Origin of the sequence: Microbacterium sp. NPDC089696 (assembly GCF_044749125.1) — a bacterium.
Classification (GTDB): Bacteria; Actinomycetota; Actinomycetes; order Actinomycetales; family Microbacteriaceae; genus Microbacterium.
Genome location: NZ_JBIVHF010000001.1, coordinates 594,162 through 614,667 on the forward strand (window position 1 = coordinate 594,162; position 20,506 = coordinate 614,667).

A 20,506-nucleotide genomic window follows, 5' to 3' on the forward strand; every position below is an offset into this window, starting at 1 on the left:
GGCGGGGGTCGTTACGCTGGGGGGATGCCGCAGACTCCCCGTGACCCGTACGAGGACCTGCCGTTCGCCGACGAGCCGCCGTCCGACGCGTGGGAGGGCGACGGGTGGGAGCCCGCCGAGCCGCCCGAGCCGATGGACTGGGAGCCGCAGGGTTCCGGGTACGAGCCTCCGCTCGACTGGGGCCCGGGTCCTACGACGCGGGTCGCGCCGGCATCCGCCCCCGCGGCCCGTCGTGCGACGCCGAGCCGCTTCGCGAGCGCGCGCGAGGCTCTGCACACCGTGTTCGGGTACGAGGAGTTCCGCGGCGACCAGGCCGCCATCGTCGAGCACGTGATCGGCGGCGGGGATGCCGTCGTGCTGATGCCGACCAGTGGTGGCAAGAGCATCACGTACCAGGTGCCCGCGCTCGTGCGCGAGGGGACGGGGCTCGTGATCAGCCCCCTCATCGCGCTCATGCACGACCAGGTCGATGCGCTCCGCGCCAACGGCGTGAAGGCCGCATACCTCAATTCCACGCAGTCGATCGACGAGCGTCGCGAGGTCGAGCGCGCCTACGTCGCGGGCGAGCTCGACCTCGTCTACGTCGCCCCGGAGCGGTTGTCGAACCCGGCGACGACGGCACTGCTGCAGCGCGGCGCCCTCAGCGTGATCGCGATCGACGAGGCGCACTGCGTGTCGCAGTGGGGCCACGACTTCCGCCCCGACTACCTCGCACTGGGCGACCTCGGCGAGCGGTTCCCCGGTGTGCCGCGCATGGCACTCACCGCCACGGCGACCCGCGCGACCCACCAGGAGCTCACCGAGCGGCTGCACCTCGACGGCAGCGGCGGCGGACCGGCGGCGAAGCACTTCGTGGCGAGCTTCGACCGCCCGAACATCCAGTACCGCATCGTGCCGAAGGTCGACCCGCGCAAGCAGCTCGTCGGGTTCATCCGCGAGCAGCCGGAGGGATCCGTCGGCATCGTCTACGCGCTCAGCCGCAAGTCGGTCGAGCAGACGGCCACCTACCTCGCCGCGCAGGGCTTCGACGCCCTGCCGTATCACGCGGGTCTTCCCCCGGAGGTGCGCGCGGCCAACCAGTCGAGGTTCCTCCGCGAGGACGGCGTCGTGATGGTCGCGACGATCGCCTTCGGCATGGGCATCGACAAGCCGGACGTCCGCTTCGTCGCCCACGTCGACCTGCCGAAGTCGGTCGAGGGGTACTACCAGGAGACCGGCCGCGCCGGGCGCGACGGAGAGCCGTCGATCGCGTGGATGGCCTACGGACTCGGCGACGTCGTGCAGCAGCGCCGCCTCATCGACCAGAGCCCCGGCGACCGCACGTTCAAGATGCGCATGGGCCAGCACCTCGACGCCATGCTCGCGCTGTGCGAGACCGTGCAGTGCCGCCGTCAGAACCTGCTCGGCTACTTCGGTCAGGACTCCGAGCCGTGCGGCAACTGCGACACGTGCCTCGAGAAGGCCGACACGTTCGACGGGCTCATCCCCGCGCAGAAGCTGCTGTCGACGATCGTGCGCCTCAAGCGCGAGCGCAACCAGGCGTTCGGCGCCGGACACCTGATCGACATCCTGCGCGGGGCGTCGACCGAGCGCATCCGCCAGCAGCGGCACGACGAGATCGCGACGTACGGCATCGGCGCCGACCTGTCGGACCAGGACTGGCGCAGCGTCGTGCGCCAGCTCCTCGCCCGCGGAATTCTCGCCGCGCAGGGGGAGTACGGCACCCTCGCGCCCGGCGCCGAGGCGCCCGGCGTGCTGAAGGGCGAGACGCCGGTGCCGCTGCGCAAGGACACGATCGGCCGACCCGCCTCGTCGTCGCGCGCCCGCAAGGCCAGCGCGGCGGATGCCCTCGACGCCGGCGACCGCGGACTCTTCGAAGCCCTGCGGGCCTGGCGTGCGGGAGTCGCCCGCGAACAGGGCAAGCCCGCGTACGTCGTCTTCGGCGACGCGACGCTGCGCGCCCTCGCCGAGCATCGCCCCTCGTCGCTCGCCGATCTGGAAGGCATCACCGGCATCGGCGAGAAGAAGCGCGAAGCGTACGGCGAAGACGTCCTCGCGGTCATCGCCGCCGCCTGACTCAGGTTCGCCGCGGCAGCACGTCGTCGAGGTGAGCCGTGAGGTGTGCGGCGACGTCGACGACGTCGCGGTTGTACAGCCACTGATACTGCAGACCGTCCCACATCGCGATGAGCCAGACGGCCTCGTGCTCGGGGTCGCGATGCGCGGGCAGGTCTCCGTCGTCCTGCGCGCGGCGGAAGAGCTCCGTGAAGTAGTCGATCGCATCGCCGAAGCGTCGTGTGAAGTAGTCGTGCGCGGGGTGGCCGACGGGGACGGCCTCGCACGACAGCACGGCGTAGACCTCGATCAGCCCGGGTTCGTCGACGGCGCTGAACCGGGCACCGTCGGGGAGGCTGCGCAGCGCATCGATCGCCCGCGTGGTCGTCGTCGCGCCGTTCCGGGCCGTGATCGAGCCGTCGCGCTCGGCGAGCACCGCGCTCAGCAGCAGCTCCTTCGAGGGGTAGTGGTGCAACAGCGTCGACTTCGAGACACCCACGGCCTCGGCGATGTCGCGCAGGCTCGTATCTCCGTAGCCGTCCTGCGAGAACAGGCGTGACGCGTCGGCGAGGATCTGCGCCCGACGGCGACGGCCGACCGCGTACCCCGGCTCGTCGTCCGCCGACGGGTCGAGGCCGAAGGGCGGCGGCAGGGGTTCGGACGCATGGCCGGCGTGTTCTGACGGATCACGCTCGTCGTCATCGTCGCGCCATCCCACGGGCAGCGCCCACAGCGCCTCGCGCTCCTCGAGCATGTCGACCACGTCGACCCGGTCGGGAAGGTACTGCGACATCAGCTGCAGGCCGTCCCATCCGGCCATGTGCCGCACGGATTCGGCGTCGGCGTCACGACTCTGGTCGATCGCGCCCTGCACCCGCGCGTCTTCGAGGGCGTCGGCGCTCAGGGCGCGCAGTCGGCAGTACCGATCGCGCATCCGTCGGTGTGCGGGATGTCCCGGGGCCGACGCCTCGCCCGTGAGGGCCGCGAAGAGCTGCAGGTACCCCTCGGTGCGGGCGTTGCGCCGCGCCACGTCGACGAACACGAGCTCACCGGGCTCCGCCGCGGCGGCGATCATGTCGAACGCCTTCTCGTTGTCGTCTTCGAAACCGGCGACGACCTCGGCGAGCAGATCGTCCTTCGACGCGAAGTGTCCGAGCAGGCCGGGATGACTGATGGATGCCGCGGCGGCGATGTCGCGGAGGGAGACGGAACGGTAGCCGTCGCGCACGAAGAGCTCGCGCGCGGCGTCGACGATCCGCTGTCGCGTGGCCGCGGCACGGTTCTGCCGTGAGCCGGTCGACGTCATGGTGGTCATCGCGCCCTCCTCCTGCATCCTATCCTCGCTCATTACCAAGCGGTCGATATTCACTTACCAAACGGTCGAGATTCGTGTATCGTCATGTCGACGCCGAGTCGCAGACGATCGACGCTTCCGCCCGAAAGGAATCCCATGACAGAGTTGTCACCCGCCGCCAACGCGGCCGCCGTCGGCACGACCGGGTTCAAGGCTCCCGGCACCACCCCGACCCGCACGCCTCGCGGCTACGCTCCTGGCCTCGCCGCCGTCAACTTCGGCGTCTTCCTCGCCCTGCTCACGCCGGTGATGGTGTCGATGGCGTTCAAGATCAGCCGCATCGATCCCGTCACGACCGAGGCCAGCCTCGGACTGGTGATGGGCGTCGGCGCCGCGTTCGCCCTCGTCGCCAACCCGCTCGTGGGCCGGCTCTCCGACCGCACCACCTCGTCGTGGGGCATGCGTCGCCCCTGGATCCTCGGCGGCGCGATCGTCGGCCTCGGCGGATTCGTGCTGATCGGCGTCGCGACCTCGATCTGGGTCGTCCTGCTCGCCTGGTGCCTCGTGCAGGCGGCCATGAACGCGGTGCTCGCCGCGGCCAACGCGACCCTTCCCGATCAGGTGCCGGCGACGAGCCGCGGCAAGGTCTCGGGCCTCGTCGGCATCACGACCCCGATCGGCATCCTCGCGGGAAGCTTCATCGTCAACTTCCTCCCCGGCGACTTCGAGCGCTTCGTGGTGCCCGGCGTGATCGCCCTCGTGCTCGTGATCGTGTTCGTGCTGATCCTCAGGGACCGCCGCCTCGCGCAGAAGCCGGCCGAGCGCTTCACGATCGGGACGTTCTTCGGCTCCTTCGTCTTCAACCCCCGCAAGCACCCCGACTTCGGCTGGACCTGGCTCACCAAGTTCTTCGTCATGTTCGGCTACGCCGGCATCGCGACCTTCCTCCCGCTCTACCTCGTCACGCGCTTCGGCCTCGACGAGCAGGGTGCCGTGAGCACGATCCTCCTCGCGAACCTCGCGTCGATGGCCGCCATGGCGATCTCGTCCCCGCTGGGCGGGTACCTCTCCGACCGCATCGGCAAGCGTCGCCCCTTCGTCGCGATCGCCGGGCTCGTGATGGTCGTCGGACTCGTGATCCTCGCCGTCGCCCCGAGCGTGGAGATCGTGATCGTCGCGCAGGCGATCATCGGCCTCGGTGCGGGATCGTTCCTCTCCGTCGACCTCGCTCTCGCGACCGAGGTGCTGCCCAACCCCGACGACGTCGCCAAGGACCTCGGCGTGCTGAACATCGCGAACGCCCTGCCGCAGTCGATCGCCCCCGCGATCGCCCCCGGCATCATCGCGATCGGAGCGGCCACTCCGCTGGGCGGCTACCCCACCTGGTACCTGTTCGGCGCTCTCGTGGCGCTCGCCGGCGCCGTCCTCGTCTACCGCATCAAGGGAGTCAAGTGAGCATGACCGACACCACGACGACGACCACCACGGCCCGCTCCTGGCTCGACGCGGAGCTTCCCGTCGACGAGCGCGTGCAGCTGCTGCTCGATGAGATGACCGTGGAGGAGAAGGCCGGCCTCCTCTTCCACACCATGATCGCGATCGGCGACCTCGACGAGGCGAACCCCGTGTTCGGCACCCCGAGCGCGCGCGAGTTCCTCGAGATCAAGCAGATGACGCACTTCAACCTGCTCGGCGCCGCGCCGACCGGACGGGAGATCGCGGCCTGGCAGAACGAGCTCCAGCGCCTCGCGGCGACGACCCGTCTCGGCATCCCCGTGACGCTGTCGACCGACCCGCGGCACTCGTTCAGCGAGAACCCGGGCGCGTCGATCCTCGCCGGCCCGTTCTCGCAGTGGCCCGAGACCCTGGGTCTCGCGGCGACCCGTGACCCCGAGCTGGTCGAGCGGTTCGCCGATATCGCCCGGCAGGAATACACCGCTGTCGGTCTGCGCGTCGCCCTGCACCCGCAGGTCGATCTCGCCACCGAGCCCCGGTGGGCGCGGCAGACCGCGACCTTCGGAGAGGATGCCGAGCTCGCGGGCATTCTCGGAGCGGCATACATCCGCGGGTTCCAGGGTGCGTCGTTCGGTGCGGGCTCGGTCTCGACCATGACGAAGCACTTCCCGGGCGGCGGCCCGCAGAAGGACGGCGAGGACCCGCACTTCCCCTACGGGCGCGAGCAGGTGTACCCGGGCGGAGAGTTCGAGCTGCACCTCAAGCCGTTCCAGGATGCTCTCGACGCGGGCACGCGGCAGATGATGCCGTACTACGGCATGCCGGTCGGCACGGAGTACGAGGAGGTCGGGTTCGGGTTCAACCGCTCGGTCATCACGGGCCTGTTGCGCGAGCGCTTCGGATTCAACGGACTCGTCTGCACGGACTGGGGTCTGATCAACGACGCCGAGATCTTCGGGCAGCCGTTCCCGGCGCGGGCCTGGGGCGTCGAGCACCTCACCCCGAGGGAGCGGATCGTCAAGGTCCTGGATGCCGGCGCGGACCAGTTCGGCGGAGAGGCGTGCCCCGAGCTGCTGCTCGAGCTCGTCGCGGACGGATCGGTCGCGGAGGAGCGCCTGGACGTGTCCGCTCGCCGCATCCTGCGCGAGAAGTTCGAGCTCGGCCTGTTCGAGAACCCCTTCGTCGACGAGGACGCCGCCGACGGGATCGTGGGCCGCGCCGACTTCCGGGCGGCCGGTGAGGAGGCGCAGCGCGCGTCGATCACGGTGCTCACGAACGACGGCGCCCTGCCGTTCGCCGCGGGTCTGCGCCTGTACGTCGAGGGGATCGACGCGGAGGTCGCCGCCGCCTACGGGCAGGTCGTCGAGACGCCGGCCGAGGCCGACCTCGCGGTCATCCGGCTGCAGGCGCCCTTCGAGGAACGCGCGACGATGTTCGAGAACTTCTTCCATGCGGGTTCGCTCGACTTCTCCGACGAGATCGTCGCGCATGTGCGCGCCGTCGCCGCGGAGGTGCCGACCGTGGTCGACGTGCTCGCCGACCGCCCGCCGATCCTCCAGCCGATCACGGATGCCGCGGCTGCGGTCACCGTGAACTGGGGGGCGTCGGGTGCTGCTCTGCTCGATGTGCTCAGCGGGACGCACGCCGCGACGGGCGCTCTGCCGTTCGACCTCCCCAGGTCGATGGCGGCCGTGGAGGCCTCCCGTCCCGATGTCCCGTTCGACACCTCCGATCCGCTGTTCCGCTTCGGCCACGGCCTTCGGCTGTAGCCTCTCGACGCACGACTGACCCGCCGCCTCGCATGTTCGCCATGCGAGGCGGTAGTCGTCTGGGGGTGAGCGATGTGATCGCTCCCACGATTTTGTGTGATCGCTCCCACGAATCAGTGTGACCGCTCCCATGAATTTTGCCAAGACCTCTGGACAAACCCTTCGGAGGGCAGGCATAGTCACTTACCAACATCGCTCTGACCGGCACACGCCGGCACCTGGGGAGGGCCTTGTGACGCGGAACATCTGCATCACGGGAGAGGCGAATGGTTCATTTCGGAGGGGCGGGACTGCGCAGGCGCAGGGCCGCAGGAGCAGGACTCGCAGGCGCGATCGCGGCGGCTGTGGTCCTCGCAGGAGCACTGGTTCCGACGGCGGCGTCAGCCGCGCCGGGCGATCAATCGGCTTCGAGTTCGAAGTTCCTGAGCGGCAGTCTGCTGCTCGGCGGCATCCCGCTCGATGACGTCGTCGATCTCGGCGGATCGTCCACGAGCAATGCGGGGTCACCCACGCCGGACACCGAGACGAGTTCGCTCGATCTCACGGCGCTGAACCTCCTGCAGCTCGGGGTGCCCGGGGGCCTCAGCGTGCCGCTGAACAACTTCTTGCAGCTCGGCGCCGTGAACCAGTACTCGCAGTCCTCCGACGCCGGAGTCTCGCGCGCCGCGACCGGCGCCGTGAGCGACACCGGAGTGATCGACACGACCGGCACGGGGGCCTATCCGTCCAATGCGTCGCTCAACCTGCAAGGGCTCCTCGGCTCCGCCGTCACCGGCACCGTCGCCGACCTCGACATCTCGCTCGAGGCGATCAGCTCCGAGGTCGCGATCGACGCGGCCGGCGCCGTCACCCGCGACTACAACGTCGCCGGCGGTGACCTGTCGCTGACCCTGCCGGCGATCGCGACGCTGCAGAACACGCTCACGGGTCCCGGGGGCGTCGCGTCGACCGTCGACGCCGCTGTGAACAGCCTCGCCGGACCCAACGGGCTCCTGGCGCAGGCGCTCGCCGGGCTCAACGCCGCGCTCGCGCCGATCCTCGGCAACAGCGGCGTGAACATCACGATCACCACGGACATCGCGGCGGCGCTCAACACGATCCTCGACACCCCGGTGGGTGACGGCGTCGTCACGGTGAACCTCCGCACGGGAGTCGTCGGCGTCGATCTGAACGCCCTGCTCTCCGACACCACCGGCCGCGGTCTCAACAACCTGAACGTCGGCGAGGAGGTCCTGTCGCCCGCGGTGCTGAACAACCTCATCACGCGCGTCGGCAACGTCCTGAACACGGTGCCCGAACTGGTCCGGAGCACGCTCACGACCACGCTCAACGCCGCTGTGCTCAACGTCAACGTCGCAGTCTGCGTCGTCGGCACCGGCCCCACCTGCACCGTCCCGGTGGTCGACATCGGCACCGGTCTGCAGGTCTCGGTCCCGAACCAGACCCTCGGCAGCGTGGTCGCCGGTACGGCGACCGCCACGATCTCGCTCAAGGTCGCCGGCCTCCCGGTCGTCGTGCCCGTCGGTACTCTGCTCGGCGCTCTGACGGGCCCGATCAACTCCGTGCTCCTCGGCCCGACGGGCGTGATCGCCACGGTCGTGCCGACGGTCACCACCGCGGTGACCGGGATCGTCAGCGCGCTGGCGCCCGCGGTCGGGCTCCTGAACGGCGTCGTCTCGCTGCGCGGCAACGTGCAGGCCGACAATGGCCCGATCTTCAGCGAGGAGGCGTTCGTCCTCACGGTCGGCGACATCCTCGGCACGGGCGGTGTGGGCACGATCGCCCTCGCCCGCTCGCAGGCCGGACCCAACGCTCTCGCCGACGCCCCGACCGTGGACGCCGCGGCCAGCGTGCAGGCCGGCGACGACCTCGCGATCACCGGTGCGGGATGGCCCGCGAACACCGAGGTCTCGGTGCAGCTGGCGGCACCGGGCGGCGGCGCGAACGTGGGCGGTCCGGAGACCGTCACGACCGACGGCACCGGCGGATTCACGCTCGCGTACCCGGTTCCGGCCGGTACCCCAGCGGCCGCGGGCTACACGGTCACCGCGACCGACGGAACCTCCACGGCCTTCGACACGACCGAGGTCACGGCAGCCCCCGCCACCGTCGACGCCGCGCCCGCCGTGCAGGCAGGCACAGACCTCGCCGTCACGGGTGCGGGATGGCCCGCGAACACGGAGGTGTCGGTGCAGATGACCGCACCCGGTGGCGGTGCGAACGTCGGCGGTCCGGAGACGGTCACGACCGACGGCACCGGCGGATTCACGCTCGCGTACCCCGTCCCGGCAGGTACCCCGGCGGCGACCGGGTACACGATCACCGCGACTGCCGGAACCGTGACGGCCACGGACACGACCGAGGTGACCGACGCCCCCGTCCCGACCGTCGACGCGGCTCCGACCGTGCAGGCCGGCACCGACCTCGCCGTCTCGGGCACGAACTGGCCCGCGAACACCGAGGTGTCGGTGCAGCTCACCGCACCGGGCGGCGGCGCGAACGTCGGCGGTCCCGAGACGGTCACGACCGACGGCACCGGCGGCTTCACGCTCGCCTACCCCGTCCCGGCGACCGCGGCGGCGGGTACGGGCTACACCGTGACGGCCACCGCGGGCGCGCAGACCGCGACCGACACGACCGACGTCACGGCGGCGGCCACGGTCGATGCCGATGACACCGTGCAGGCCGGGTCCGACCTCGCCGTGAGCGGCACCGGCTGGCCCGCGAACACCGAGGTGTCGGTGCAGCTCACCGCACCCGGAGGCGGCGCGAACGTCGGCGGCCCCGAGACGGTGACGACCGACGGCACGGGCGGCTTCACGCTCGCGTACCCCGTTCCGGCCGGCACCCCCGCCGGCACCGGGTACACCGTCACCGCGACGGCCGGTGCGCAGACGGCGACCGACACGACCGCTGTCACGGCGGCGCCGACGGTCGACGCGGCAGACACGGTCGAGGCGGGATCCTCGCTCTCCGTGACCGGGGCCGACTGGCCGGCGAGCACCGAGGTCTCGGTGCAGCTGACCGCACCGGGCGGCGCGCCGATCGGTGCACCGCAGACGACGACGACCACCGCGCTCGGCGGCTTCACGCTCGCGTACCCCGTGCCCGCCGGGACTCCCGCCGGCACCGGGTACACCGTCACGGCGACCGCAGGTGCGGCGACGGCGACCGACACCACGGAGGTCACGGCCGCGCCGGTCGTGCTGGATGCCGCGGCATCCGTTCCCGCGGGCACGAACCTCGCGGTGACGGGGTCGGGGTGGCCCGTGAGCTCCACGGTGTCGCTCCAGCTGACCGCCCCCGGCGGCGGAGCGAACGTCGGCGGACCCGTGAGCGCGACCACCGATGCGTTCGGCGCGTTCACGGTGAACTACCCCGTCCCCGCGGGCACCGCTCCGGCCACCGGCTACACGCTCACGGGCACCTCGGGGGCGGTCACGCAGACCGACACCGTCGAGGTGACGGCGGGCGACCCGGGCGACGTCAACACGAACGCGGCGGCCTCGGCCTCCGCCTCGGCAGACGCCACGGCCGACGGCGACCCCTCGGCGCAGGCCGCAGCCGAAGCGGCTGCTCTCGCCGACGCGACCTCCGCGGCCTCGGCAGCGGCGACCGCCGACGCCTCCGCGGCAGCGGTCGCGGCAGCCACGACGGACGCCTCGACCACGGCCACCACCGACGCGACGGCGGCCGCGAACGCCTCCGCGGCCGTCGCCGCTCAGGCAGCGGCGCAGGCGGATGCGTCCGACGACGCGAACGCCGCGGCCTCCACCGCGGCAGACGCCAACTCGGCCGCATCGTCGGAGAGCGCCGCAACCGCGGACTCCTCCACGAACGCCTCGGCTGAGGCCTCGACGAACGCGAACGCGGCGGCCTCGGCATCCGCGTCTGCGAACGCCGACGCGTCGACGGATGCGGTCGCCGAAGCGGCCGCGCAGGCGGCGGCCTGGGCCGATGCGACGGCCGAGGGCTCGGCTGCGGCGAACCCCGCGGCGGAGGCGGCGGCGCAGACCGCGGCGACCGCCACGTCGTCGACGGACGCCACGGCCGATGCGACCTCGTCGGCGAACGCCGGTGCGGCCGTCGCGGCACAGGCGGCAGCGCTCGCCGACGCGACGAGCACCACGGCGGCGCAGGCCTCGGCGACGTCCGACGCGAGCACGAGCGCGGCGTCGAACGCCAGCGCGGCGGCCATCGCCTCCGCGTCGACCGATGCCTCCTCCGACGCCGTGGCCTCCGCGGACGCGGCGGCCGACCCCTCCGCGGAGGTCAACACCAACGCCTCGGCGTCGGCGGCGGCCTCGGCCCAGGCGGACAGCGACGCGAACGCGGTCGCCGAAGCGGCTGCGGTGGCGGCGGCCCTGGCGGATGCGACGAGCAGCGCTTCGGCGGCGGCGGACGTGACGGCGGATGCGGCGGCCTCGGCCGCGACGACGACCGACGCCTCGACCGACGCCTCCTCGACGGCGACGACGGATGCGAACGCCTCGGCGGCCGCCGCGGCTCAGGCGGCCGCGCAGACCGACGCCACGTCGACCAGCGCCGCCGACGCCTCCGCAGCGGCGACCGCGAACGCGAACGCCTCCTCGGCGGCCGCGGCGAACGCCTCGTCCTCCGCGACGGCATCCGCGTCGGCAGCCGCTGACGTCTCCGCCGACGCGACGGCGGAGGCTTCGGCCACGGCGACGTCGACGGCCACCGCGACGGCCTCGGCCGATGCGGATGCCGCAGCGGATCCGGGCTCGCAGATCGGCATCCGGGTCGTGACCCCGGTGCTGGAGCGCGGCGATCGGCAGACCGCGATCGGTACCGGCTTCCAGCCCGGCGAGACCGTGACGGGAGTCATGACCTCCGCCCCGCTGGCGCTGGGCAGCCGGGTCGCGAACGCGCAGGGCGAGGTCACGTTCACCTGGACGATCCCCGCGGACACCGACCTCGGCACGCACACCGTCACGCTGACGGGAGCGACCTCCGGTGCGGTCTCCACGACGTTCCAGGTCGTGCGATCCGGACTCGCCACCACCGGCGGTGACGTCCAGACCGGGTGGATCGCCCTCGCCGCCGTGCTCCTCGTGCTCGGGCTCGGCGTCATCCGGGCCGGACGACGCCGGACGCAGACCGTCGCCCTCGACCGCATGGTCGAGTAGCGACACCCTCGTCGGGGCCGCCGCGCACGGCGGCCCCGACCCCTCTCGGCGGTCAGGAAGGTGCGCACAATGACCACGACGCAGATGTCATCCGAATCGGACCTCTCGGTCGAGCCCGCGGAGTCCACGAGGCCGCGACCCGCCTGGTGGGTCAAGCTCATCGCGTTCGCCGCGTGCCTGCTCACGCTCTGGCACGTCGGCGCCTCGTTCCTCTGGATCGCGCCGTACTCGGCGCTGCGGGAGATCCCGACGCAGGAGGTCCTGTCGGGCTACATGCTGCCGATGTTCGGGCAGTCCTGGAGCGTCTTCGCGCCGGAGCCGATCAACGGCGATTACCACTTCAACGTCCGCGCGGTCATCGAGAAGGACGGCGAGGAGGTCGAGACCGGGTGGGTGAGCGCGACCGACGTCGAGCTCTCCATGATCCGCTACCACCTCTTCCCGCCGCGGGCAGGCATCCAGTCGAGCGAGGTGGCGAGCGGGCAGATGAACGCCTTCAACAAGCTCGACGAGCAGCAGCAGGCCGTGATCGCTCTCGACTACACGGAGGACGGGTGGGAGGACTGGATGACCCGGTCCTTCGACGAGCTCGAGGGCGACCATCCGTCGACCGCCGCGTACATGGCGGAGGAGCATCTCTCGACCGCGTATGCGACGCAGGTCGCCTACGCGATCTGGGGCGCGGACGCCGTCGTGCAGGTGCAGTACCGCGTGAGCCGCCAGAACGTCGTGCCCTACGCCGAGCGCAACGACCCCGGTGCGCAGCGGCCGGACCCGACCTTCTCCACCACGGGATGGCGACTGCCGATCGAGGAGGAGGGGCAGAGCCGGGAGAACTTCGCCGGCACGTTCCGCGCCCAGTTCGAGAGGATCCAGCCGTGAGCGCCCCGACGAGGACGCGGGACAAGGCCGTGTCGACGAAGACGAGGAAGGATGCTCCGCCGAAGGCGCTGCAGCCGGACGCTCCGGCGAAGAAGTCCCCTGCGGCTCCGACGCCTCCGGTCCCGCAGCCCGCCCCCACGGCGTCCTTCGCCGCCCGTCTCCTCACGTTCGCCTCGTCGATGGTCGCGGGGCTCTGGGCCATGGTGGTGTCGGCCGTCGACCGCATCTCGGCGTTCATCGGGGACTGGCTGTTCCACGGCAAGAAGGCGCTCTACGGATTGGCCGTGACCCGCATCCTGTTCGGCGTCACCGCGTTGGGGCTGCTGGCCGCGAACTTCAGCACACGCCTGTATACGTTCGGCTCCGGCTCGGCGTGGAACGGCGAGATGGCCCAGCCCGTGAGCGACTTCCCGACGATCTGGGTGTTCAGCGCCTTCCACGCGGCCATGGGCGACGACGTCCTCTATACAGTCCTCTATCTGGTCCTCGCCGCGCTCGCGGTGCTGTTCGTGCTGGGATGGCGCTTCCGCTTCGTGCTGCCGGTGTTCTTCTGCCTGTGGGTCGGGTTCATCGAGGCCAACGACATGGTCGGCGACCAGGGCGACAACATGTTCCGCATCGCGCTGCTCCTCCTCTTCTTCGCCGACCCCGCCGCGCGCTGGTCGCTCGACGCCCGCCGCCGCGCCAAGGTCGGGGACTGGTTCCCGCCGAACAGCCAGCCGGCCCTGCTCGGCACCGTCTTCCACAATCTCGCGCTCGTCGCGCTCACGGCGCAGGTCTGCTTCGTGTACGCCTCCGGGGCGCTGTTCAAGGCGGGAGGCGACCCGTGGAAGGACGGCTACGCGGTCTACAACCCGCTGCAGACCGCCCGCTTCGGCACCTGGCCGGTGCTGAGTGACCTCGTCACGGCCTGGGGGCCCATGGTGACGATCGCGAGCTGGGGGTCGATCATCCTGCAGGTGGCGTTCCCCCTCATGCTGTTGACGCGCCCCACCAGGCTGATCGGCCTCCTCGGCATCCTCTCCTTCCACATCGGAATCGCCGTGCTCATGGGCCTGCCCTGGTTCTCGCTGACGATGATCGCGATCGATTCGATCTTCATCCGCGACCGCACCTGGGCGCGGCTCAGCGCCGGCGTCGCCCGACGGTGGAACGACGCGAAGTCCGCGCCGCCGCCCGGCGGGCGGGCGGCTCCTGTCGCCTGACGACAATGCTCCCGGGGGACGTCCGCGCAGCATATTGGAGGAACCGCACAGGGGAGTTCTTCGCAGGTTGTGGCAGACCTACCATGAAAGCATCCCCGTCTCCCTCTGAGAGGAATGCGCATGGTCGACGCCGCCGTCCGTCCGAACACCACCTCCGCCGCCACGAGCGACGCCGGAATCCGCCTCGACATCGACGCCGTGAACCGGCTGCTGATGGGCACGTGGGCCGACACGCGTCGCGAGGCGCGCGAGATGATCAAGGACTCCGCGTTCTGGCGCAAGGACGAGCTCGGCAAGGACGAGCACCGCGAGCGCGTGCTCAGCCAGCTGCACCTGCTGGTCGAGAACAAGGCCGTGCACCGCGCGTTCCCGAAGCGCCTCGGTGGCGAGGAGAACAACGGCGGCAACATCGCCGGGTTCGAGGAGCTCGTCGTCGCCGATCCGAGCCTCCAGATCAAGTCGGGCGTGCAGTGGGGTCTCTTCGGCTCCGCCGTGCTGCAGCTCGGCACCGCCGAGCATCACGACAAGTGGCTGCCCGGCATCATGAGCCTCGAGATCCCCGGCGCGTTCGCGATGACGGAGATCGGCCACGGATCCGACGTCGCGGCGGTCGGCACCACCGCGACGTACGACCCCGAGACCGAGGAGTTCGTCATCCACACGCCGTTCCGCGCGGCGACGAAGGAGTACCTCGGCAACGCGGCCCTGCACGGCATCGCCGCCACCGTGTTCGCGCAGCTGATCACGAACGGCGTCAACCACGGCGTGCACTGCTTCTACGTGCCGCTGCGCGGCGAGGACGGCGTCGACCTGCCCGGCATCGGGCGTGAGGACGACGGCCTCAAGGGCGGGCTCAACGGCATCGACAACGGACGCCTCTCCTTCGACAACGTGCGCATCCCGCGCACCAACCTCCTCAACCGCTACGGCGACGTCGCGGCCGACGGCACCTACTCGAGCGCGATCGACAGCCCTGGACGCCGCTTCTTCACGATGCTCGGCACTCTCGTGCAGGGTCGCGTCTCGCTCGACGGCGCCGCCTCCTGGGCCTCCGCCCTCGGCCTGAAGATCGCGATCACCTACGCGACCCAGCGCCGCCAGTTCGACGGAGCGGACGGCCAGGAGGTCGTGCTGCTCGACTACGGCAAGCACCAGCGCCGCCTGCTCCCGCGCCTCGCGACCACCTACGCGCAGATCTTCGCGCACGACGAGTTCCTGCAGAAGTTCGACGGCGTGTTCTCCGGGCGCACCGACACCCCCGACGACCGCGAGGACCTCGAGACGCTCGCCGCCGCCCTCAAGCCGCTGTCGACCTGGCACGCGCTCGACACCCTGCAGGAGGCTCGCGAGGCCTGCGGCGGCGCCGGCTTCATGTTCGAGAACCGCCTCGTGGGGCTGCGCGCGGACCTCGACATCTACGTGACGTTCGAGGGTGACAACAACGTGCTGCTGCAGCTCGTCGGCAAGCGTCTGCTCACCGACTACGCGAAGCAGTTCACCGGGAAGGATGCCGCGGCGCTCGCGAAGTTCGCGGTGGGCCAGACCGCGGGCAAGGTGTTCCACGGCGCGGGTCTGCGGCAGTTCGGCCAGTCGGTCGCCGACTTCGGCCAGGTCGCGCGGTCGGTCGAGAACGGCCTGCGCGAGGAGCAGCAGCATCTGCTGCTCGCCGAGCGCGTGCAGCAGATGGTCGCCGACATCGCCGGACGCCTGCGCGTCGCCGGCAAGGACAAGGTGCGCGGCGCGCAGCTGTTCAACGAGAACCAGGCCGAGCTCATCGAAGCCGCCCGGGCGCATGGTGAGCTCCTGCAGTGGGAGGCGTTCACCGACGCCGTGCACCGCACCGAGGACGCCGACAGCAAGAAGGTGCTGACCTGGCTGCGCGACCTCTTCGGTCTGCAGCTGATCGAGAAGCACCTCGCCTGGCACCTCATCAACGGCCGCCTGTCGATGCAGCGCGCCGCCGCCGTGTCGAGCTACATCGACCGCCTGTGCGCGCGTCTGCGCCCGCACGCCCTCGACCTCGTCGACGCGTTCGGCTACGAGCCCGAGCACGTGCGCGCCCCCATCGCCTCCGGTGCGGAGAAGCAGCGTCAGGACGAGGCCCGCGCCTACTACGCGGACCTCGCCGCCTCGGGCCGGGCGCCGATCCAGGAGAAGGCGCTCAAGCAGAAGAAGCGCTGAGCCGAGAAGCGCCGTGTCAGGCGGCGGGCGGCGCCGGCGGGAAGGGATGCTGCCCCGGCGCCGGGTACGCGGCCGGATACGGCGCCGGCGGATACGCTGCGGCGACGGCATCCGTCCCCTCCGGCGGCGTCAGCCGCGCCTGGGCGCGCACACGCAGCAGGACGGCCGTGAACACGAGGAACAGGACGCCGGCGGCGGCGCTCGCGCCGTAGAGCATGAGCGTCGGCGCGACGACGTTCACGCCGCGGGGCAGCGACGTCAGGATCGGGAACACTGCGGTCGGCGCGAGGGCGAGCGCGATGCTGCCGACCAGGAGCACGAGCGCCGGCAGCACCAGGGCGAACGGCGACCAGTGGGTCACGCCCACACCGGCGAGGATGAGGAGCAGGCCGCCGAGCGTGGCCAGGACGGCGAGCGGCTGCAGGTCGAACTGGAACCGCTGCAGGGCGAGGAGCGTGCCGTTCGCGGCGCCCCACGACAGCAGGAGGGCCCCGCCGGCGAGGAGCAGCGGCGCGAGGACGATCCCGAGGGCGCCGAGACCCGCTCCGCGCGGACGCGGGTCGCGGCGCACGCGGGTCAGCACCAGGCCCATCGCGCCGAGCACGGGCAGCACGGCGAGCGGGACGCCGTAGACCGCGCCGTCGATCCACGGGCTGGGGACGAACCGGTACAGCCACGAGAGCGCGAGAGGGAAGGCCGACAGCGCGAGGGCGACCACGCTGAACGCCCCGACCGCGACGAGCCCTGCCGAGCTCCACACGCCGCTGAGCACCACGACCGCGAGCAGCACGACGCCGAGAGTCTGTACGAGCATCGGACCGATCACGGCCGAGAGGTCCTGGCGGTAGCCGTACTCGAAGAACACCTGGCTCACCGACTGCCCGCCCACCGACAGGAGCACGAGGGCGATCGGCGTGAGCACGAGCGCGAGAACGGTCGTGATGATGCGAGCGGGCAGGGTCGAGCGGCGCATGGACGTCCCTCCAGAGTCGTAGCCCTACCGTATCGATCGGGCGCGGGTAATGTCAGTGTCTGCCCCGTGAACAGTTCTGAGGAGTCCCGGATGACCCGCGTCCATGCCTACGCCGCCCCGAGCGAAGCCGCCCCGCTCGAGAAGACCGAGATCGAGAGGCGCGAGCTCGGCCCGCACGACGTCCTCATCGACATCGCCTTCGCGGGCATCTGCCACTCCGACATCCACACGGTACGCGGTGATTGGGGGCCGCAGACGTATCCGCTCTCGCCCGGGCACGAGATCGCCGGCGTCGTCTCGGCGATCGGCTCCGAGGTCACGCGTCACGCGGTCGGCGACCGTGTCGGCGTCGGCTGCATGGTGAACTCGTGCGGCGAGTGCCGCAACTGCCTGCGCGGCGACGAGCAGTTCTGCTCGAACGGCGCGGTGATGACCTACGGCGCGACCGACCGCGACGGCACGATCACGCAGGGTGGGTACTCCGAGCAGGTCGTGGTCACGGAGTCGTTCGTCGTCCGCATCCCCGACGGACTCGCGCTCGACGCCGCGGCCCCGCTGCTGTGCGCCGGCATCACCACGTACTCGCCCCTGCGCCACTGGGGCGTCGGCCCGGGCAGCCGTGTCGCGGTCGTCGGACTCGGCGGCCTCGGACACATGGGCGTCCAGATCGCCCATGCTCTCGGTGCCGAGGTCACCGTGCTCTCGCAGACGCTGAGCAAGAAGGACGACGGACTGCGCCTCGGCGCCGACCACTACTACGCGACCAGCGACCCCGAGACGTTCCGGGACCTGCGCAGCTCGTTCGACGTCATCCTCAACACCGTGAGCGCGGTGGTCGACCTGCGCGCGTACCTCAGCCTGCTCGACGTGGGCGGATCCATGGTGTGCGTGGGCGCTCCGGCCGAGCCGCTGCCGGTGCAGGTCATGTCGCTGATCGGCGGACGCCGCTCGCTCGCCGGATCGAACATCGGCGGCATCCAGGAGACTCAGGAGATGCTCGACTTCTGCGCCGCGAAGGGCATCGCCGCCGAGATCGAGGTCATCCCCGCGTCGCAGATCAACGAGGCCTACGAGCGCGTGCTCGCCTCGGACGTGCGCTACCGGTTCGTGATCGACGGGTCGACCTTCGCGGACTGAGCCTCGGGCCGCTCTCGGTGGGCTGAGTGTCGCGGCGGGCGTCGCGGAGGTAGGGCGTCGCGGAGGTAGGCGATGCGCCGGAGGGAGGACGATCCGCCCAGGATCGTCCTCCCTCCGCGTCGTCTCCTGCGTCGTCTGCCATCCGCGGGGGCTGCCCTCTCAGACGCATTCCAGAGTCTTGGAATATCGACTGTGAACAGGTCTTTTCATGGGCCTGAATGTCGGTGGTCCCTGATGGGATCGACGTATGGAAGAACCGCTCGCCCGTCTCGCCCAGGTCGCATCCGACCTCGATGCGGTGCTGTGCGGAAGCTCGCTCGCGGGTCTGTCCGATGCTGCGCGCGTGGATGTCCTCCAGCGCGCCGGGGCGGTGCTTCGGAGAGTCGAGGCAGTCGTCGTCGAGACCGTGGCGACCGCGGATCCGGTGGATCTCGCCCACGGCTCCGGATGCCGAACGGTGAACGAGCTCCTGCAGCGCACCCTGCTCGTCGACGCGCCCGCCGCAGCGCGGGTCGTGAAAGCCGCGGGGTACCTGGCGCGGGACACGAGTCTCGTATCGGGCGAAAGGCTGCCTGCGCGCTGGCCTGCGCTCCGTGAGGCCCTGCTCGACGGGGTCATCGGGATCGCCAGCACGCTCGCCGCGGCCGGACCGGTATCGCGCATCGGCGACCGCATCGGCGCGGAGGAGCGGCTGACCGCGGATGCCTTCCTCGCGGACGCCGCTCGCGGATTCCACGACGTCGTGGACGACGAGAACGAAGACTCCGACGAGGGTGGCCCCGGCGTAGTGCCGGAGGATCTCGGTCGCCTGGCGCAGCACATCGCGATGGTGCTCGATCCCGACGGCGACGAACCGGACGATCAGGAGGCGCTGCAGAAGCGTGGACTCACGATCGGGCGGGTGAGGAACGGGCTACACCGTGTCAGCGGACACCTTCTCCCCGATGCGGCGGCGCAACTGCAGGGCATCCTCGACGCGGTGCTGAATCCGAAGGTCGATGGGCCGCCGATGCCCGAACCGGGACGCGGAGTGCGCTTCGAAGAGTCCACGAATGACTCCGACGCGTCCGACGGTGGCGGGAACGACGGCCGTGACGACGATCCCTTCGACGCCGACCCGCGGGCGGTGATCGATCCGCGGACGCATGCGCAGAAGCGTCACGACGCCCTCGCCGCGGCCCTGGGCATCGCTGCGCGGCATCAGGACATGCCGTCGCTCGGCGGGGCAGCGCCGACGCTCGTGGTGACGGTCGATGCGAACGACCTTGCGCGCGGCGCTGGGCGTGCTCGCCTGCCCGGTTCCGACGCGACTCTTCCGGTCGCCGTGGCCGAGCACATCGCGTGCGCCGGAGCGGTGCAGCGGGTGCTCCTCGACGAGGGGAGGATCGTCGGGATCACGACGACCGACCGCATCTTCACGGTCCACCAACGGAGGGCGATCGTCGCGCGCGACAGAGAATGTCTCATCCCGGGATGCCATGTGCCGGCGTCGTGGTGCGAGATCCACCACGTCGTCGAACATGCGCGCGGAGGTCCGACGAGCACCGACAACGGAGTTCCGTTGTGCTGGTGGCATCATCGGTCGCTGGGTTCCTCGCGGTGGGAGATCCGCATGAACGACGGTCTGCCGCAGGTCCGCGGACCGGCATGGTGGGATCCCGCGCGGCGGTGGCGGACGCCGCGGATCAGCGCACGGGGTTCGATCGATCCTGCACGGCCTCGATCACGGCCTCGATCGGCGGCGTGAGGTGGCAACGCGTGCGATGTCGGTGCGGGGCGATAGCGTCGAGCCATGCCCTCCCTTCTCACAGGTCCTGACGGTCGCGCGCGTTGCGCGTGGGTCGGCGACGACGCCGAGTACCGCCGCTATCACGATGAGGAGTGGGGAACTCCGCTGCACGGCGACCGGGCGCTGTTCGAGAAGATGGCGCTCGAAGGCTTCCAGGCCGGTCTGTCGTGGATCACGATCCTCCGCAAGCGCCCCCGCTTCCGCGAGGTGTTCGCCGGGTTCGAGCCGGAAGCGGTCGCCGCCTTCGACGAGTCCGACGTCGAGAGGCTCATGGGGGATGCCGGCATCATCCGCAACCGCGCCAAGATCGAGGCCACGATCGGCAACGCCGGCCTCGTCCGTGACATGGCCGAAGGGGAGCTCGACGCGCTCATGTGGTCGTTCGCGCCCGCGCCCACCGCCCGCCGTCCCGGTGAGTTCGCCGACGTGCCGGCCGTCACCCCGGAATCGACCGCGATGAGCAAGGAGCTGCGGCGCCGCGGATTCCGCTTCGTCGGAGCGACCACGATGTACGCGCTGATGCAGTCCGCCGGCATGGTCGACGACCACATCGAGGGATGCTGGCGCGCCGCCGAGCTCGGGTGACAGACGCCTGAGAACTCCGTGGGCAGTTCTC

12 protein-coding genes are annotated in these 20,506 nt (G+C 71.0%); 10 read left to right on the forward strand and 2 right to left on the reverse strand.

The window, feature by feature from the left end:
* The first annotated feature begins 24 nt into the window (after window positions 1-24).
* Window positions 25-2,076, forward strand: a complete 2,052-nt coding sequence (gene recQ / locus ACIPY8_RS02925; RefSeq protein WP_400814770.1) for a DNA helicase RecQ — start codon at window positions 25-27, stop codon at window positions 2,074-2,076.
* 1 nt (window position 2,077) lies between these two features.
* Here recQ and ACIPY8_RS02930 read toward each other — a convergent pair whose 3' ends face one another.
* Window positions 2,078-3,361 carry a TetR/AcrR family transcriptional regulator gene (locus tag ACIPY8_RS02930; protein WP_400817632.1) on the reverse strand — a complete coding sequence of 428 codons (1,284 nt, stop codon included), beginning with the start codon at window positions 3,359-3,361 and terminating at the stop codon, window positions 2,078-2,080.
* Between the two features lie 144 nt (window positions 3,362-3,505).
* On the opposite strand from ACIPY8_RS02930, the gene ACIPY8_RS02935 reads away from it, so the two are divergent.
* The 6 genes from ACIPY8_RS02935 (at window position 3,506) to ACIPY8_RS02960 (ending at window position 15,991) form a co-directional block, all read left to right on the forward strand.
* Window positions 3,506-4,804 (forward strand): MFS transporter, encoded by a 1,299-nt coding sequence (locus ACIPY8_RS02935; RefSeq protein WP_400814772.1) that lies wholly within the window; start codon window positions 3,506-3,508, stop codon window positions 4,802-4,804.
* Window positions 4,805-4,806: 2 nt separating this feature from the next.
* Window positions 4,807-6,573, forward strand: a complete 1,767-nt coding sequence (locus tag ACIPY8_RS02940; protein ID WP_400814775.1) for a glycoside hydrolase family 3 protein — start codon at window positions 4,807-4,809, stop codon at window positions 6,571-6,573.
* A 266-nt stretch (window positions 6,574-6,839) separates the two neighbouring features.
* A complete protein-coding gene (locus ACIPY8_RS02945) occupies window positions 6,840-11,723 on the forward strand; it encodes a choice-of-anchor G family protein (RefSeq protein ID WP_400814778.1) in 4,884 nt (1,627 codons plus the stop codon).
* Window positions 11,724-11,792: 69 nt separating this feature from the next.
* The gene (locus ACIPY8_RS02950) at window positions 11,793-12,605 is read left to right on the forward strand and encodes a DUF5819 family protein (protein WP_400814780.1); all 813 of its coding nucleotides are present in this window, start codon (window positions 11,793-11,795) and stop codon (window positions 12,603-12,605) included.
* A complete protein-coding gene (locus ACIPY8_RS02955; protein WP_400814782.1) occupies window positions 12,602-13,810 on the forward strand; it encodes an HTTM domain-containing protein in 1,209 nt (402 codons plus the stop codon). The genes ACIPY8_RS02950 and ACIPY8_RS02955 overlap by 4 nt, the downstream gene beginning before the upstream one ends.
* A gap of 120 nt (window positions 13,811-13,930) precedes the next feature.
* On the forward strand, window positions 13,931-15,991 hold the full coding sequence (locus ACIPY8_RS02960; RefSeq protein WP_400814784.1) for an acyl-CoA dehydrogenase: 2,061 nt from the start codon (window positions 13,931-13,933) through the stop codon (window positions 15,989-15,991).
* A 16-nt stretch (window positions 15,992-16,007) separates the two neighbouring features.
* Here ACIPY8_RS02960 and ACIPY8_RS02965 read toward each other — a convergent pair whose 3' ends face one another.
* The gene (locus tag ACIPY8_RS02965; protein ID WP_400814786.1) at window positions 16,008-16,964 is read right to left on the reverse strand and encodes a hypothetical protein; all 957 of its coding nucleotides are present in this window, start codon (window positions 16,962-16,964) and stop codon (window positions 16,008-16,010) included.
* A gap of 90 nt (window positions 16,965-17,054) precedes the next feature.
* Here ACIPY8_RS02965 and ACIPY8_RS02970 point away from each other — a divergent pair, with 90 nt between their 5' ends.
* From ACIPY8_RS02970 to ACIPY8_RS02980, 3 genes are all read left to right on the forward strand, one after another.
* Window positions 17,055-18,101 carry an NAD(P)-dependent alcohol dehydrogenase gene (locus ACIPY8_RS02970; RefSeq protein WP_400814789.1) on the forward strand — a complete coding sequence of 349 codons (1,047 nt, stop codon included), beginning with the start codon at window positions 17,055-17,057 and terminating at the stop codon, window positions 18,099-18,101.
* 247 nt (window positions 18,102-18,348) lie between these two features.
* Window positions 18,349-19,848: a DUF222 domain-containing protein gene (locus ACIPY8_RS02975; protein ID WP_400814791.1), complete on the forward strand. Its 1,500-nt coding sequence runs from the start codon at window positions 18,349-18,351 to the stop codon at window positions 19,846-19,848.
* 45 nt (window positions 19,849-19,893) lie between these two features.
* Window positions 19,894-20,475: a DNA-3-methyladenine glycosylase I gene (locus ACIPY8_RS02980; protein ID WP_400814793.1), complete on the forward strand. Its 582-nt coding sequence runs from the start codon at window positions 19,894-19,896 to the stop codon at window positions 20,473-20,475.
* Window positions 20,476-20,506 lie beyond the last annotated feature (31 nt).

What these genes read in the sequence shown, in the direction of transcription:
- recQ (WP_400814770.1), top strand. Translation starts at nt 25, where the DNA reads ATGCCGCAGACTCCCCGTGACCCGTACGAGGACCTGCCGTTCGCCGAC.
- ACIPY8_RS02930 (WP_400817632.1), bottom strand. Translation starts at nt 3,361, where the DNA reads ATGACGTCGACCGGCTCACGGCAGAACCGTGCCGCGGCCACGCGACAG.
- ACIPY8_RS02935 (WP_400814772.1), top strand. Translation starts at nt 3,506, where the DNA reads ATGACAGAGTTGTCACCCGCCGCCAACGCGGCCGCCGTCGGCACGACC.
- ACIPY8_RS02940 (WP_400814775.1), top strand. Translation starts at nt 4,807, where the DNA reads ATGACCGACACCACGACGACGACCACCACGGCCCGCTCCTGGCTCGAC.
- ACIPY8_RS02945 (WP_400814778.1), top strand. Translation starts at nt 6,840, where the DNA reads ATGGTTCATTTCGGAGGGGCGGGACTGCGCAGGCGCAGGGCCGCAGGA.
- ACIPY8_RS02950 (WP_400814780.1), top strand. Translation starts at nt 11,793, where the DNA reads ATGACCACGACGCAGATGTCATCCGAATCGGACCTCTCGGTCGAGCCC.
- ACIPY8_RS02960 (WP_400814784.1), top strand. Translation starts at nt 13,931, where the DNA reads ATGGTCGACGCCGCCGTCCGTCCGAACACCACCTCCGCCGCCACGAGC.
- ACIPY8_RS02965 (WP_400814786.1), bottom strand. Translation starts at nt 16,964, where the DNA reads ATGCGCCGCTCGACCCTGCCCGCTCGCATCATCACGACCGTTCTCGCG.
- ACIPY8_RS02970 (WP_400814789.1), top strand. Translation starts at nt 17,055, where the DNA reads ATGACCCGCGTCCATGCCTACGCCGCCCCGAGCGAAGCCGCCCCGCTC.
- ACIPY8_RS02975 (WP_400814791.1), top strand. Translation starts at nt 18,349, where the DNA reads ATGGAAGAACCGCTCGCCCGTCTCGCCCAGGTCGCATCCGACCTCGAT.
- ACIPY8_RS02980 (WP_400814793.1), top strand. Translation starts at nt 19,894, where the DNA reads ATGCCCTCCCTTCTCACAGGTCCTGACGGTCGCGCGCGTTGCGCGTGG.